We start from the raw sequence: 16228 nt of genomic DNA on the forward strand, positions 1-16228 counted from the left end.
TTCGTCTTGCGGGTTCCATTGTGGGGGCACCCACTGACAACGCCCCGGGGCAGGGCTTCAGCGCCGCCGGCCCCGCCCGCGACCGCCGCCGCCCTGCCCTTCGTCGAACCCGTCGTCGTCGCGGTGCGGGCCGAGCAGCTCGTCCGCGAGCGACGGCAGGTCGTCCAGGGGAGTCTCCTCGGCCCAGTCGGACCGGGGGCGTCGCCGCGGCGCGCCCTCCTCGTCGACCTGCGGCAGCTCGCGGGTGCGGTCCTCGGATCCGTCCGGGCCGGCGTCCACCGGCTCGTCGCGGAAGTACCCCGGCGGCACCCGGTCGACCGGCCGCTCACCGGAGACGGGAGGCCGTCCGGCCGCCCTGCCGGCGGGCCCGGAGGGCTTCACCGGCGGCAGCACGGCCGTCTCGTCGACGCCGCCGCCCTCCCGTACCGGAGGCAGCACCGCGGTCTCGTCGGCCGGCCCGACGGGGGGCACCGGCGGCAGCGCGGCCGTCTCGTCGGCCGCGCCGGCGGGCGCGGGAGGGGTCAGCGGCTGCGGCAGTTCGGCCGTCACATCGGCGTCGGGCCCGGCGGAGGCACCGGCGCGTTCGGCCTTCCCCCGAGTCCCGGGTTCCGGTTCCTTGTCCATCCGTACGCGCGGCAGGACCGCCGTCTCCTCGACCGGGCCGCCCGAGGCGTTGGTCGGCGTCACCACCGGCGTGGGCACGGTCGCCGCGTCCGGCCCGATGCCCGGGGCTGGGGGCGGGGTCGGCCTCGGGCCGGCCTGGGCCGCCGCGGCGGCCTGTTCCGCCGCACGCCGCGCCTGCTCGGCCCGCAGCAGCGCCTCCTCGGCCTTCCGCTGCTTCTCCAGGCGCAGGGCCTCGGCCTCGGCGCGCAGCCGGGCCTCCTCCGCGGCCTGCTTGCGGCGCCGCTCCTCCTCCGCCTTGCGGCGGACTTCCTCCTCGGCGCGGGCCTTCTCCTCGGCGAGGAGGCGCGCACGCTCCTCCTCCGCGCGCCGGCGTGCCTCCTCGGCCCGCTGCCGGGCCTCCTCGGCCTGCCGTTCGGCCTCGCGGCGCTGCGCCTCCTCCAGCTCGCGTCGCTTGCGCTCCTCCTCCTCGGCGCGCAGCCGGGCGAGCTGCTCCTGGCGCTCGCGCTCCAGACGCTCCTCCTCGGCCTTGCGCCGGGCCTCCTCCTCGGCCTTCTTGCGGGCCTCTTCCTCGGCCTTCTTCCGCGCCTCCTCCTGGGCCCTGATCTCGGCCTCGGACAGCGGCAGCAGCTGGTCGAGCCGGTGTCGGACGGTCGCGGTGACGGCCTCGGGCTCCTGGCCGGCGTCGACGACCAGGTAGCGCCCGGGGTCGGCGGCGGCAAGGGTGAGGAAACCGGAGCGCACGCGCGCGTGGAACTCTGCCGGCTCCGACTCCAGCCGGTCCGGCGCCTCCGTGAAGCGCTCGCGGGCGGTCTCCGGGGAGACGTCCAGCAGCACCGTCAGATGCGGCACCAGTCCGTTCGTCGCCCAGCGCGAGATCCGGGCGATCTCGGTCGGCGACAGGTCACGGCCGGCGCCCTGGTAGGCGACGGACGAGTCGATGTATCGGTCGGTGATCACCACGGCGCCGCGCTCGAGGGCGGGCCGCACGACCGTGTCGACGTGCTCGGCGCGGTCCGCCGCGTACAGCAGCGCCTCCGCGCGGTGGGAGAGTCCGGCGCTGGAGACGTCCAGCAGGATCGACCGCAGCCGCTTGCCGACGGGTGTGGCGCCCGGCTCGCGGGTGAGGACGACCTCGTGGCCCTTGGCCCTGATCCATTCGGCGAGCGCCTCGGCCTGGGTGGACTTGCCGGCGCCGTCGCCGCCCTCCAGGGCGATGAAGAAGCCGTTCGCCGTCTGGCCCTGCTCCGGGTCGTCGCCCCCGAGGAGCGCGTCCCGCAGGTCGTGCCGCAGGGGCACGCCGGAGCGGTCGTCGACCTTGGCCAGCACCAGCGCGGCCACGGGCAGCAGCAGCGCGCCGACCAGCATCAGCGTGAACGCGGCGCCGCCGTGGGCGAAGACGAACTTGCCGCTCTGCAGCCGGTACGGGCCGATCAGCCCGGCCACCAGCGGGGCGGCCAGCGCGCCGAGTGCGACCAGGACCCGTACGACCGCGTGCAGGTGTTCCGTCACGCGCGCGCGGCGGTGGTCCTCGGTCTCCTGGTCGAGCAGGGCGTGTCCGGTGTTGGCAGCCACGCCGGCGCCGACACCGGCCAGGACGAGGATCAGCAGCACCGAGGTGACGTCCGGGACCAGCCCGGCCGCGAGCAGCGCGACACCGGTGAAGGCGATCGCCAGCGCGAGCAGCCGGCGCCGCGACAGCGAGACCAGCACCTTCGGCGCCGTGCGGATGCCGACGACGACTCCGCCGGTCAGGGCGAGCACGAACAGTCCGTACAGGACCGGGCCGCCGCCGAGGTCCTTGGCGTGCAGCACCGCCACGGCCACGGCCGCGGCGGTCGCGCCGGCGACAGCCGCGCAGGCGAGGACCAGCAGCGGGATCGCACCTGTGCGGCCCGCCTCGACACCGGTGGCCGTCTTCGGCCGGCGCAGTCCCTCGAGCGGGGACCGCGCGCGGGGGGTGCGCGTGCCGGGCAGTTCCAGGAACACCACGACGGACAGCGAACCGGCGAACAGTCCCCCGGCGACGTACGACGGGAGGGCCGCCTGGTGCTGGGCGAACCAGTCGATTCCGGCACCGAGCAGATTGTTGAACAATGCGGCGGCGAGCAGGGTGGCCGCGCCGACCGGGATCGCCAGGAATCCGGTCCGCAGGTACAGCCGGCGCAGGGCGTCCATGTGGTCCGGCAGCGGCCGCACGGTCGCGCCTTCCGGGGGCGGCTCGGGCAGCAGCGCGGGGGCGGCGCCCTCGCGGGCGACGGTCCAGAACCGCTCGGCGACCCCGGCCACGAACACGGTGACCAGAAGCAGGACCAGGGCGTCGTCGGGCGTCCAGTCGATCCACAGCGGGGCGACGATCAGCAGGGCGGCACGCACGCCGTCCGCGGCGACCATGGTCCAGCGGCGGTCGAGCGGACCCTCCGGCGCGGTGAGCGAGGTGAGTGGTCCGAGGAGGACGGCGCCGAAGAGCAGGGTGGCGAGAATGCGCACCCCGAAGACGGTCGCCACCGCGAACGCCACTCCTCGGTAGCCGCCTCCGAAGGAGCCTCCGGCGACCGCCGCCTGGAGGACGAGGAGGACGAGCACCAGGAGGGCGAGGGCGTCTCCGACGCCGCTCACCAACTGCGCGCTCCACAACCGCTTGAGCTGCGGCTGGCGCAGCAGGGCGCGGACGGCGCGCTCGCGGGAGTCCGCCACCAGGGCGTCGTCCGGTGCCGGGTGATGGGCCGTTGGCTGCTCGGCTCGCGTCATGCTTTCAGCCTATCGGCAGCGGCTGACGGCCCGGGTGACCCGTCCACAGGTGCGCACACCCCGACACCGATGTGATGCCGGGGCGCGCATGTCGCGAAGCAGGGGTGAAGCCTTCGTGGAGAGAACCGGCCACCCGGGGACACGCTCAGCCGCGGTGTCCGGGCACGACCGGGGCGGGAACGCCCCTTGTGCCCGATCAGAAACGTCGTGCCCGCCGGGTGGAGCCGGGCGAGAAAGCCCGGCCCCCCGGCCGCCCCGCGCCGCGCTCAGTCCTCCGACGCCGCCTTCGAGGCCGTCGCCTTGCGCGTCGTCGTCTTCTTGGCCGCGGCGGTCGTCGTCTTCGCCGCGGTCTTCTTGGCGGCCGTCTTCTTGGCCGGCGCGGCCTTCTTCGCCGCGGTCTTCTTCGCGGGCGCCTTCTTCGCCGTCTTCTTCGCGGGACTCTTCGCCCGCTTCTCGGCGAGGAGCTCGAAACCACGCTCAGGAGTGATCGTCTCGACGCTGTCGCCGGAGCGCAGGGTCGCGTTGGTCTCCCCGTCGGTGACGTACGGCCCGAAGCGGCCGTCCTTGACGACGACCGGCTTGCCGCTGACCGGGTCGGCGCCCAGCTCCTTCAGCGGCGGCTTGGCGGCGGCCCGGCCGCGCTGCTTGGGCTGGGCGTAGATCTGGAGCGCCTCGTCGAGGGTGATCGTGAAGATCTGGTCCTCCGCCTGCAGCGACCGCGAGTCCGTGCCCTTCTTCAGGTACGGGCCGTAGCGGCCGTTCTGCGCGGTGATCTCGACACCCTCGGCGTCCGTGCCGACGACCCGCGGCAGCGACATGAGCCGCAGTGCGTCGTCGAGCGTCACCGTGTCCAGCGCCATCGACTTGAACAGGGACGCCGTGCGCGGCTTGACCGCGTTCTTGCCGGTCTTCGGGGTGCCCTCGGGGAGCACCTCGGTGACGTACGGGCCGTAGCGGCCGTCCCTGGCGATGATCTGGTGGCCGGTGGCCGGGTCGGTGCCCAGTTCGAAGTCGCCGCTCGGCTTGGCGAGCAGCTCCTCCGCCAGCTCCACGGACAGCTCGTCGGGAGCGAGGTCCTCCGGGATGTCCGCCCGCTGGTGGTTCTCGGAGTCCTTCTCACCGCGCTCGATGTACGGGCCGTAGCGGCCGACGCGCAGCACGATCTCGTTGCCGACCGGGAACGACGACACCTCGCGCGCGTCGATCGCGCCCAGGTCGGTCACCAGCTCCTTGAGGCCACCGAGGTGGTCCCCGTCGCCGTTGCCGGCGTCGGCGGCCACGCCCTCGACCGTGCCCTCACCGAAATAGAACCGCTTCAGCCACGGCACGGCCTGCGCCTCACCGCGCGCGATGCGGTCGAGGTCGTCCTCCATCTTGGCGGTGAAGTCGTAGTCGACGAGCCGCCCGAAGTGCTTCTCCAGAAGGTTGACCACGGCGAAGGAGAGGAACGACGGCACCAGTGCCGTGCCCTTCTTGAAGACGTAGCCGCGGTCGAGGATCGTGCCGATGATCGACGCGTACGTCGAGGGGCGGCCGATCTCCCGCTCTTCCAGCTCCTTGACCAGCGAGGCCTCGGTGTAGCGGGCCGGGGGCTTGGTGGCGTGCCCGTCGGCCGTGATCTCCTCGGCGGTGAGGGCGTCGCCCTCGCCGACCTGGGGCAGGCGGCGCTCGCGGTCGTCCAGCTCGGCGTTCGGGTCGTCGGCGCCTTCGACGTAGGCCTTCAGGAAGCCGTGGAAGGTGATCGTCTTGCCGGAGGCGCTGAACTCGACGTCGCGGCCGTCGGCGGCGGTGCCGCCGATCTTCACGGTGACGCTGTCGCCGGTCGCGTCCTTCATCTGGGAGGCGACGGTCCGCTTCCAGATCAGCTCGTAGAGCCTGAACTGGTCGCCGGTCAGGCCCGTCTCGGCCGGGGTGCGGAAACGATCACCCGAAGGGCGAATCGCCTCGTGCGCCTCCTGCGCGTTCTTGACCTTGCCGGCGTAGGTGCGCGGCCGGTCCGGCAGGTAGTCGGCGCCGTACAGCTGCGTGACCTGGGCGCGGGCGGCGGCGACCGCGGTGTCGCTCAGCGTCGTGGAGTCCGTACGCATGTACGTGATGAAGCCGTTCTCGTACAGCTTCTGCGCGACCTGCATCGTGGCCTTCGCGCCGAAGCCGAGCTTGCGGCTGGCCTCCTGCTGGAGCGTCGTCGTCCGGAACGGGGCGTACGGCGAGCGGCGGTACGGCTTCGACTCGACCGACCGCACGGAGAACCGGGTGTTCTCCAGGGCGACGACCAGGGCGCGGGCGTTCGCCTCGTCGAGGTGGAGGATGTTCGCGCTCTTCAGTTGTCCGAGGGAGTCGAAGTCGCGGCCCTGCGCGACCCGCCTGCCGTCGACGGTCTGCAGGCGCGCGACCAGCGACGACGGGTCCGAGGGGTCCCCCGCGCGGCCGGTCGCGAAGGTGCCCGTCAGGTCCCAGTACTCCGCAGAACGAAACGCGATGCGCTCGCGTTCCCGCTCCACCACGAGCCGGGTGGCGACGGACTGGACACGGCCGGCCGACAGGCGCGGCATGACCTTCTTCCACAGGACCGGCGAGACCTCGTAGCCGTAGAGACGGTCGAGGATGCGGCGGGTCTCCTGGGCGTCGACCAGCTTCTGGTTGAGCTGGCGCGGGTTGGCCACGGCAGCCTGGATCGCGGCCTTGGTGATCTCGTGGAAGACCATCCGCTTGACCGGGACCTTGGGCTTGAGCACTTCCTGGAGGTGCCACGCGATGGCCTCGCCCTCGCGGTCCTCATCGGTGGCGAGGTAGAGCTCGTCAGACTCCTTCAGCAGGTCCTTGAGCTTCTTGACCTGCGCCTTCTTGTCGGCGTTGACGACATAGATCGGCTCGAAGTCGTGCTCGACGTCCACGCCGAGACGGCGTACCTCACCGGTGTACTTCTCCGGCACCTCCGCGGCGCCGTTGGGGAGGTCGCGGATGTGCCCGACGCTCGCCTCGACAACGTATCCGGGGCCGAGATACCCCTTGATCGTCTTCGCCTTGGCAGGCGACTCGACGATGACGAGTCGGCGGCCGCCCTTCGCGGTCTCGCTGGTCGGGGACAACTTCGCTCTTCTCTCCGGTCGACGCTGGGGCCTCCCCAGGCCTTGCTCCCGGGGTCGGGACACCTTTCCAATGGCTCGCTCGCCTCCAGGACGCTACATCCGGTGTCGAGTCGGCGATCGTGCTCGGCCCTCACTTCGGGCCTTTGCGCGTTCGCACCCTCGGCACCACCGCGTCCCTTCGGTTCACTCGCTGGTGACGTTGCGGAGTGTGACGGTACATCCCGCCCCCGTGTCAAACGGGAAAAGCCCGCAACGGCCACTCGAACGGTAACCCGACTACCGCCATTCCTGCCGCCCCGAGTGTCGACCGACTCTTTTCCGCCGGTCCGGAGCCCACCCTGTCAATTATCCGCCCGAGCGCCCCTACGCGGTTCTCACGCGGACCTCTGCAAGATCTGCCGTGGCTGTCGGACGACTCTTCACAGGCGGGTGAGGCACCACGCCGCGGCGGTCAGGGCGGCGACCGCGGCACAGGTCGCGAGGGTCGCCGATGCGACGGGGCTCACACCATGGGCGACGGGCCGGCGCTGCCGGACACGAACCGCCGTCCAGGCCAGCAAACCGCCCCCGAACAGCGCGAACACCAATCCGGCGAAGACCGCCGACGCACTCTCCATGATCGTCTGCGCCCCTTGTCTCCCACCCGCGCGTGTCCTGGCCCAGCGAGGCTGACACGCGCGGGCGGCGCCCGGGAGAACCCCGGGTGAACGACCGGTCGACGAGTGGGGGCGGCGGGTCACCGCAGACCGGCGGGCCGTGGTCACGGCCGCTCCGGGACCGTATCGGGCGCGGGTGTCATTCCCGTCGTCTTTCCCTTGTCCGCCCAGGTCACCTTGGACTGGATCTTGGTGAGGCGCTCGTAAGCGGGCGCCCGGAACGACTGGAATTTGTCGCCGCGCGACTCCGTCACGTTGTCGGCACCCTTCTCACCGACCAATTCGGCCATCGCTCGAGCACTTCCGATCACCCGGCCCGCCGTTCGAGCAGTTCCGATCACCCGGTGCGGTGCGCGCGGTCCGGGTTGCGCCGCCCGCGGATCGGCTCAGGCCGGGTCCAGGAAGCCCTGCTCCACCAGCAGCCGGATCTGGGCCGGGGTGCGGTCGCGCAGCAGCACCGGGTCCTCGCCGACGAGCTGGGCGATGGCGTCCAGGATGCGGCCGGCGCTCAGCGAGCCGTCGCACACCCCGGCGAAGCCCGCGCCGACCGTGTCCACCTTGGTGGCCCGGCGCATGCCTCGGTTCTGGCGCAGCACGACGTGCTCCGGGTCCTCGGCGCCGGGCAGGCCGACCTGCTCCTGCACGACCTCGGGAGCGAGCCGGAAGTGTCCGGCGAGCAGCGCCGCGTCGTCGTGCGCGCGCAGGTGGTCGAGGCGCTCGAAGTGCGCCCGCACGGTGTCGCCGAGCGGCTGTTCGACCGGGTGCGGCCACTCCTCCACGGTGATGACGGGCTCGTCGGAGTCCGTCCTGCGCAAGGTGATCCAGCCGAACCCGACGGCCTTCACCTTGCGCGCCTCGAACTCGTCCAGCCACGCGTCGTACAGCGCGCGGTACTCGTCCGGGTCGCCCCGGTGGTCGCCGGAGTCCCTGAGCCACAGCTCGGCGTACTGCGTGATGTCCTGTGCCTCGCGCTGCACGATCCACGCGTCGCACCCGCGCGGCACCCATGACCTGAGCCTGTCCTGCCAGTCCTCCCCTTCGACGTGCTGCCAGTTGGCGAGGAACTGAGCGAACCCGCCCACGTTCAGCCGTTCCCCCGCCTGTTGAACGAGCGACCGGCACAGATCGTCCCCGCCCATCCCGCCGTCGCGGTAGGTCAGCCGGGCGCCCGGCGAGATGACGAACGGCGGGTTGGAGACGATCAGGTCGAACGTCTCGTCGTCGCGGACCGGCTCGAGCAACGAGCCCTCGCGCAGGTCGGCGGCCGGCATGCCGGACAGGGCGAGCGTGAGGGCGGTGATGTGCAGCGCGCGCGGGTTGAGGTCGGTCGCCGTCACGCGCGTGGCGTGCCGTGCGGCGTGCAGCGCCTGGATCCCGGAGCCGGTGCCGAGGTCGAGGGCGCAGGCCACGGGCGTGCGGACGGTGATCCCGGCGAGGGTCGTGGACGCGCCGCCGACGCCCAGGACGACGCCTTCGTCGCGGCTGCCGATGCCGCCGGCACCGCCGACCGCGCATCCCAGGTCGGACACGATGAACCAGTCCTCGCCGCCCGGCCCGCCGTAGGGCCGTACGTCGACGGTCGCGGCGAGGTCGTCCGTCCCCGCGGGCCGCAGCCAGCCGCTCTCCACGCACGCGTGCACGGGCAGAACGCCCTCCACGCGCGCGCGTGGCACCGGCTGCTGGAGCAGGAACAGCCGTACGAGCGTCTCCAGCGGCGTGTCCCCGCGGGTCGCCCGCAGGGCGGGCACGGTCTCGCTGCGGGCGAGGGCCGCGTACGCGGGGGCGCCGAGCAGCTCGAGGAGGCCGTCGGCGGTGAAGGAGGCCGCGATCAGGGCCTCGCGCAGCCTGGCGGCGACGTCGGGGAGGTCGGCGGAGGGCAGGGGGGACAGGGTGGCGTTACTCACGCCACCCATTGTGTCCCGCCCGCCGCCCGTGTGCCGTCAGCCGGTGGTGGCGCGGGCGGACGCCTGTGCCGCGACCCTCTTGCAGCTGTCCTGCTGGGCCATGGCGTTCTTGACGTCGCCCTGTTCCAGGTTCTTCAGGGCGGTGTTGCCGCTCTTGCTGAGCTTGCCCAGCTCGGTGGCGATGTCCTGGAGGCCGTCGGCGAACTTCCCCTGGTCCTTGGTGTCGAGCGCGTCGACCTTCTTCTTCAGGCCGGCGTAGGAGGTGGAAAGGCCGTTGAGGGCCGTGACGGCGTCCTGCTGCTTCTTCTCGCCGTCGTCGACGCCGGGGGGCGGCCCGGCCTGCTGGACGGTCTGCGCGAGCGCCTTGTAGGCGTCGGACATGTCCTGGAAGGCCTGCGAGTCGGTCTTCTGGACGTTCGTGGGGGCGTTGCTGTCCGTGGCGGCCTTCTTGATCGCGTCGTTGGCCGCGTCGACCTTGGCGTCCTGGGCGGGCAGCGCGTCGCAGACCTGCTTGGCCCAGGCGTCGAGCTCCTTGTTGCCGTCGTCGCTGCTGCATCCCGACAGCGCCAGTACCAGTACCGCACCGCCGGACAGTGCGGCCGCGAGCTTCTTGTTCACCGGATTGGTCCCTTCCATGGCTCTCGGCCCCGGAACATACACGCAGAGCGGGCGACAACCCCAGGACGAATGCCCGTTATGAGGACCCATGGGTCCATTTGCACGATGAGAGAGAAGGCTCACGGCACGGCCCGGTGCGCAACGAGACGGGCGGCCGACGCGTCAACACGCGCCGTCCGCCCGCCCTTTGAGCTGGGAGCCTCCGGAGGCCCTACGAAACCACCGCCGGATCGCCCGACTTGGACGCGGCTCGGGCGTTGTCTTCGTCACTCACGGCGATGCCGCGCCGCTTGGACACGTACACCGCGCCGACGATCACGGCGAGCGACAGGACCGCGATCACGACCCGCGCGCCGACGCTGGCGTCGTCGCCGTAGCTGAACTTGATCACGGCGGGCGCGATGAGCAGCGCCACCAGGTTCATGACCTTCAGCAGCGGGTTGATCGCGGGTCCGGCGGTGTCCTTGAAGGGGTCACCGACCGTGTCGCCGATCACCGTGGCCGCGTGCGCCTCGCTGCCCTTGCCGCCGTGATGGCCGTCCTCGACGAGTTTCTTGGCGTTGTCCCAGGCGCCACCGCTGTTGGCGAGGAACACCGCCATCAGCGTGCCCGCCCCGATCGCGCCCGCCAGATACGCGCCGAGGGCGCCGACGCCGAGCGTGAACCCGACGAAGACCGGCGCCATCACCGCGAGCAGCCCGGGCGTGGCGAGCTCCCGCAGGGCGTCGCGGGTGCAGATGTCGACGACCTTGCCGTACTCCGGCTTCTCGCTGTAGTCCATGATCCCGGGGTGCTCGCGGAACTGCCGCCGCACCTCGAACACCACGGACCCGGCCGACCGCGACACCGCGTTGATCGCCAGTCCGGAGAAGAGGAAGACGACCGCCGCGCCCGCGATCAGGCCGACGAGGTTGTTGGGCTGGGAGATGTCCATCATCAGGGTCATCGGCGCGCCCTCGCCGGAGAGCCGCTCACCCACGTCCTGCGCGCCGGTGGTGATCGCGTCGCGGTACGACCCGAACAGCGCCGACGCCGCGAGGACGGCGGTGGCGATGGCGATGCCCTTGGTGATGGCCTTGGTGGTGTTGCCGACGGCGTCGAGGTTCGTGAGCACCTGCGCGCCCGCGCCCTGCACGTCGCCGGACATCTCGGCGATGCCCTGAGCGTTGTCGGAGACCGGCCCGAAGGTGTCCATCGCGACGATCACGCCGACCGTGGTGAGCAGACCGGTGCCGGCCAGGGCCACCGCGAACAGCGCCAGCATGATCGACGTACCGCCGAGCAGGAACGCCCCGTACACGCCCAGGCCGATCAACAGGGCGGTGTAGACGGCCGATTCGAGGCCGACGGAGATGCCGGCGAGCACGACCGTGGCCGGGCCGGTCAGCGACGTCTTGCCGATGTCGCGCACCGGGCGGCGGGTGGTCTCGGTGAAGTAGCCCGTCAGCTGCTGGATGACGGCGGCCAGGAGGATGCCGATCGCCACCGCGACGAGGGCGAGGATCCGTGGGTCGCCGTTCTTGCCCAGGATCGCCGTGTCGGTGACGCCGTCGAGGTCCGCGTAGCTGCCCGGGAGGTAGACGAACACGGCCACGGCGACCAGCGCGAGCGAGATCACCGCGGAGATGAAGAAGCCCCGGTTGATCGCGGACATGCCGCTGCGGTCGGTACGGCGCGGCGCCACCGCGAAGATGCCGATCATCGCCGTGAGCACGCCGATGGCGGGCACCAGAAGGGGGAAGGCGAGTCCGGCGTCGCCGAAGGCCGCCTTGCCGAGGATCAGTGCGGCCACCAGGGTGACGGCGTAGGACTCGAAGAGGTCGGCGGCCATGCCCGCGCAGTCGCCGACGTTGTCGCCCACGTTGTCGGCGATGGTCGCCGCATTGCGCGGATCGTCCTCCGGAATGCCCTGTTCGACCTTGCCGACCAGGTCGGCGCCGACGTCGGCGGCCTTGGTGAAGATGCCGCCGCCGACCCGCATGAACATCGCGATGAGCGCCGCGCCGAGACCGAAGCCCTCCAGGACCTTCGGCGCGTCGGCCGCGTACACCAGCACCACACAGGAGGCTCCGAGCAGACCGAGCCCCACCGTGAACATGCCGACGACGCCACCCGTGCGAAATGCGATCTTCATCGCTTTGTGCGAGACGGTGGTGAGATCCTTTTCCGGTTCACCTTCCGCGGGAGTCGCTTCCCGAGCCGCCGCGGCGACGCGCACATTGCTGCGCACGGCGAGCCACATGCCGATATAGCCGGTGGCCGCCGAGAACGCCGCACCGATCAAGAAGAACACTGATCGTCCGGCGCGTTGATTCCAGTCGTCCGCGGGCAGCAGCATGAGCAGGAAGAACACCACGACGGCGAATACGCCGAGGGTGCGCAGTTGCCGGGCCAGATAGGCGTTGGCGCCTTCCTGGATCGCTGCCGCGATCTTCTTCATGCTGTCGGTGCCCTCGCCGGCCGCGAGCACCTGGCGCAGAAGCACGCCCGCGACCACGAGCGCAGCCAGTGCGACGACCCCGATGACCACCACGAGCAGGCGGTTTCCGTCGGTCAGCACGGCGGCTGCGAAGGTTGTGGGGTGGTCCAACCGATGAGGGGTAGAAAGCCCCGCCATTCGTCCTCCTTGACGCTTGGGCTGAGCTCAAGATGTGGACGGATTGTAGGTACCGGAACCTGATCAAAACAGTGCGCGGTAAATGGAATTCGCCGTCGTGCGCGAAGCGGTGGCTAATGCCTTGGAGGCATTCCGCCTCGTGAACTGATTCACGAATTCACGACAAGATTCACTCGCCAAGATTCACTCGGGCGCCGGCCATCGGCGGCATTTCAAGATTCACTTCCTGGCAACCACTGTAAACGGGGTCCGCGTGGTCCGCACATGACGAAGGGCCCCACGGGTGGGGGCCCTTCTCAGACAAGTGGGAGCGAGGGGATGGCGCACCGGGATCGGCAGCGCCACCGGGGGCGGGCGCCGGGTGCGGTGCCGCGGTCAGGCCGGCGGCACGATGGCCGGTGTGGTCGGCCAGGTCATGCGGATCAGACCCCCGTGCTCCCCGGCGGTGACCTCGACGTCGTCGACGAGGCCGCTGATGACCGCGAGGCCCATCTCGTCCTCCTCGGCCTCCACGTCGGCCTCGGCGCCGGAACCGGGATCACCCGGGACCGCGTGCGGCGCCTCGTCGCCGACCTCGATGGAGAACTGCTTCTCCTCCTCGATGAGCGACACCTTCACCGGCGCGGTGATGCCACCGTTCTGGTGCAGTCCGACGGCACGGGAGCAGGCCTCGCCGACGGCGAGCCTGACCTCGTCGAGGACGGCCTCGTCCACTCCGGCCCTGCGCGCCACCGCTGCCGCCACCAACCGGGCGGTCCTGACGTGCTCGGGCAGCGCGCTGAAGCGGAGTTCAACGGTGGCCATGCATCCCCCTCCGAACTACGGGCGTGCTGTCGGGAGGCCGGGCCGCCGAAGCCCGGCCCCCCAGGGTTCAACTGTGCTGCCGGCCCGGGCGCGGCTGTTCTCGTGCCCGGAGCGCGGATCAGTCAGTGGTCGATCGGATGGTCAGTCGGTGGCCGCCACCGCTTCGTCGACCGAGGTGTGGATCGGGAACACCTTGGTGAGACCGGTGATGCGGAAGATCTTCAGAATGCGCTCCTGGTTGCACACCAGGCGCAGCGAGCCCTCGTGGGCACGCACTCGCTTCAGGCCGCCGACCAGCACGCCGAGTCCGGTGGAGTCGAGGAAGTCCACGCCCTCCATGTCGACGACGAGGTGGAAATTCCCGTCGTTCACCAGCTCGACCAGCTGCTCGCGCAGCTTGGGCGCGGTATATACGTCGATTTCGCCACCGACCTCGACGACCGTACGATCGCCGACGGTACGGGTCGACAGGGACAGGTCCACGGATCCTCCAGCACCTTGCTATCGAGCGGTCGCCCCTCGGGACACCTCGGCAGGAGCCCCCGGGACGGTTCGCCAGCCGCGATGGCATTCAATCACTTACCGGCAGGCGTGCACGACGCCTTGGCTCCATTGTCCGTCACGCCAGTGACACACTCGGTGCCGATGGCCAAGAATCACCGACCCGATCGACCCCCGGCCGAGGCCGCGCCCCGCCTGTCCCCGGCGGCGGTCCTGGACCGGCTCGCCCCGGGACCGAGCCGGGCTTCGCGCATCACTCATACGGAGCACTTGCCCCCGCGCGCGGGCCGCCATGCCGTCTGGCCTGACCGGATTCGCCCAGAAGTGATCGCGGCCGTACAGGCGTGCGGCATCGAGCACCCCTGGGCGCACCAGGCCCGCGCCGCCGAGCACGCCCTCGACGGCGAGTCGGTGGTCGTCGCCACGGGCACCGCGTCGGGCAAGTCGCTGGCGTACCTCGTCCCGGTCCTCTCGACGCTCCTGGACGGTTCCGAGGCTCCGAACGGCCGAGGTGCCACCGCGCTCTACCTCGCCCCCACCAAGGCCCTCGCGGCGGACCAGTGCCGGTCCGTGAAGAAACTTTCACAACCTCTCGGCACCGCCGTACGCCCAGCCGTGTACGACGGCGACACCCCGGTCGAGGAACGCGAGTGGATCCGCCAGTACGCAAACTACGTCCTGACCAACCCCGACATGCTGCACCGCGGCATCCTCCCCTCCCACCCCCGCTGGTCCTCCTTCCTGAAGTCGCTGCGCTACGTCGTCATCGACGAATGCCACACCTATCGCGGTGTCTTCGGCTCCCATGTCGCCCAGGTGCTGCGCCGACTGCGCCGTCTGTGTGCCCGCTACGGCTCCTCTCCCGTCTTCCTGCTGACCTCCGCGACGGCGGCCGAGCCCGCTGTGGCGGCCGGGCGCCTCACCGGTCTGCCGGTCGTCGAGGTGGCCGACGACGCCTCCCCGCGCGGTGAACTGGTGTTCGCCCTCTGGGAGCCGCCGCTCACCGAGATGCAGGGCGAGAAGGGCGCCCCCGTCCGCCGCACCGCGACCGCCGAGACGGCCGACCTGCTCACCGACCTCGCCGTGCAGGGCGTGCGCACGGTCGCCTTCGTCCGCTCCCGGCGCGGCGCCGAGTTGATCTCCGTGATCGCCCAGGAGCGCCTCAGGGAGGTCGACCGCTCACTGGCCCGGCGTGTCGCGGCCTATCGGGGCGGCTACCTGCCCGAGGAGCGCCGCGCCCTCGAACAGGCCCTCCACTCCGGTGAACTCCTCGGTCTCGCCGCGACCACCGCCCTGGAGCTCGGCATCGACGTCTCCGGCCTGGACGCCGTCCTGATCGCCGGCTACCCGGGCACCCGCGCGTCCCTGTGGCAGCAGGCCGGCCGGGCGGGCCGCGCCGGACAGGGGGCGCTGGCGGTGCTCGTCGCCCGCGACGACCCGCTGGACACCTTCCTCGTCCACCACCCGGAAGCCCTGTTCGACCGCCCCGTGGAGTCGACGGTCCTGGACCCCGACAACCCCTACGTCCTCGCCCCGCACCTGTGCGCGGCCGCGGCGGAACTCCCGCTGACGGACGACGACCTGGCGCTGTTCGGACCCGAGACCGAGGGACTGCTGCCGCAGTTGGAGGCCGCGAAGCTGCTGCGCCGCCGGACGAAGGCCTGGCACTGGACGCGCCGGGAGAGGGCCGCCGACCTCACCGACATCCGCGGCGAGGGCGGCCGGCCGGTGCAGATCGTCGAGGAGGGCACGGGCCGGCTGCTCGGCACGGTCGACGAGAGCGCCGCCCACACGACCGTCCACGAGGGCGCCGTCCATCTGCACCAGGGCCGCACGTACCTGGTGCGGTCACTCGACCTGGAGGACTCGGTCGCCCTGGTCGAGGAGGCCAGCCCGCCGTATGCGACGGTCGCCCGCGACACGACGTCGGTCTCCGTCCTGGAGACGGACATCGAGATCCCCTGGGGGGACGGCCGCCTGTGCTACGGCTCCGTCGAGGTCACCAACCAGGTGGTCTCCTTCCTGCGTCGGCGTGTCATCACCGGCGAAGTGCTGGGCGAGTCGAAGCTCGACCTCCCTCCTCGTACGCTGCGGACCCGCGCCGTGTGGTGGACGGTCACCGAGGACCAGCTGGACGCCGCCCGCATCGACCCGGAGATCCTCGGCGGTGCCCTGCACGCCGCCGAGCACGCGTCGATCGGCATGCTGCCCCTCTTCGCGACCTGCGACCGCTGGGACATCGGCGGCGTCTCCGTCCCGCTGCACCCCGACACCCTGCTGCCGACCGTGTTCGTCTACGACGGCCACCCCGGCGGCGCGGGCTTCGCGGAGCGCGCCTTCCACACCGCCCGCGCCTGGCTGACCGCCACCCGCCAGGCCATCGCCTCCTGCGAGTGCGACGCCGGCTGCCCGTCCTGCATCCAGTCCCCCAAGTGCGGCAACGGCAACGAGCCGCTGCACAAGAGGGGGGCGGTACGGCTGCTGACGGAACTGCTGCGGGGGGCGCCGGAGCAGAAGGACGAGGGGACGAAGGGGGGCGGGGTGGCCGAGTAGCGAGCGGGAGGGGGAAGGCCGAGTGCTGCTGAGAGGAGCCGGGGTGCAGCGGGCGGTCAGGGAAACAGAGAGAGGGGGGCGAGGAGGAGGCCGGCTGTCAGGGGTGCGGCGAGG

The 16228-nt window shown here is 71.6% G+C and carries 10 protein-coding genes; 1 reads left to right on the forward strand and 9 read right to left on the reverse strand.

From position 1 onward, the window contains the following. Positions 1-57: 57 nt before the first annotated feature. The 9 genes from tmk to bldG all read right to left on the reverse strand — a co-directional run bounded on the left by tmk (position 58) and on the right by bldG (position 13543). Positions 58-3372 (reverse strand): dTMP kinase, encoded by a 3315-nt coding sequence (tmk, locus tag ACZ4YY_RS16575; protein ID WP_468289820.1) that lies wholly within the window; start codon positions 3370-3372, stop codon positions 58-60. A 266-nt stretch (positions 3373-3638) separates the two neighbouring features. After that, the gene (gene topA / locus ACZ4YY_RS16580; protein ID WP_468289823.1) at positions 3639-6461 is read right to left on the reverse strand and encodes a type I DNA topoisomerase; all 2823 of its coding nucleotides are present in this window, start codon (positions 6459-6461) and stop codon (positions 3639-3641) included. Positions 6462-6880: 419 nt separating this feature from the next. Next, a complete protein-coding gene (locus ACZ4YY_RS16585; protein WP_468289825.1) occupies positions 6881-7078 on the reverse strand; it encodes a hypothetical protein in 198 nt (65 codons plus the stop codon). A 143-nt stretch (positions 7079-7221) separates the two neighbouring features. Beyond that, the gene (locus ACZ4YY_RS16590) at positions 7222-7407 is read right to left on the reverse strand and encodes a hypothetical protein (RefSeq protein WP_468289828.1); all 186 of its coding nucleotides are present in this window, start codon (positions 7405-7407) and stop codon (positions 7222-7224) included. Between the two features lie 96 nt (positions 7408-7503). Continuing rightward, entirely contained in the window at positions 7504-9030 is a 1527-nt protein-coding gene (locus ACZ4YY_RS16595; protein WP_468289831.1) for a DUF7059 domain-containing protein, read from the reverse strand. A gap of 27 nt (positions 9031-9057) precedes the next feature. After that, on the reverse strand, positions 9058-9657 hold the full coding sequence (locus ACZ4YY_RS16600) for a small secreted protein (protein WP_468289834.1): 600 nt from the start codon (positions 9655-9657) through the stop codon (positions 9058-9060). 193 nt (positions 9658-9850) lie between these two features. After that, positions 9851-12256, reverse strand: coding sequence for a sodium-translocating pyrophosphatase (locus tag ACZ4YY_RS16605; RefSeq protein WP_468289837.1), 2406 nt, complete (start codon positions 12254-12256; stop codon positions 9851-9853). A gap of 375 nt (positions 12257-12631) precedes the next feature. Next, positions 12632-13060, reverse strand: a complete 429-nt coding sequence (locus tag ACZ4YY_RS16610; RefSeq protein WP_468289839.1) for an ATP-binding protein — start codon at positions 13058-13060, stop codon at positions 12632-12634. Between the two features lie 141 nt (positions 13061-13201). Then, entirely contained in the window at positions 13202-13543 is a 342-nt protein-coding gene (gene bldG / locus ACZ4YY_RS16615) for an anti-sigma factor antagonist BldG (protein WP_009189842.1), read from the reverse strand. 81 nt (positions 13544-13624) lie between these two features. Here bldG and ACZ4YY_RS16620 point away from each other — a divergent pair, with 81 nt between their 5' ends. Further along, positions 13625-16114, forward strand: coding sequence for a DEAD/DEAH box helicase (locus tag ACZ4YY_RS16620; RefSeq protein WP_468289842.1), 2490 nt, complete (start codon positions 13625-13627; stop codon positions 16112-16114). The last annotated feature ends 114 nt before the right edge of the window (positions 16115-16228 follow it).

Source organism: Streptomyces sp. NPDC030143, from assembly GCF_055573695.1.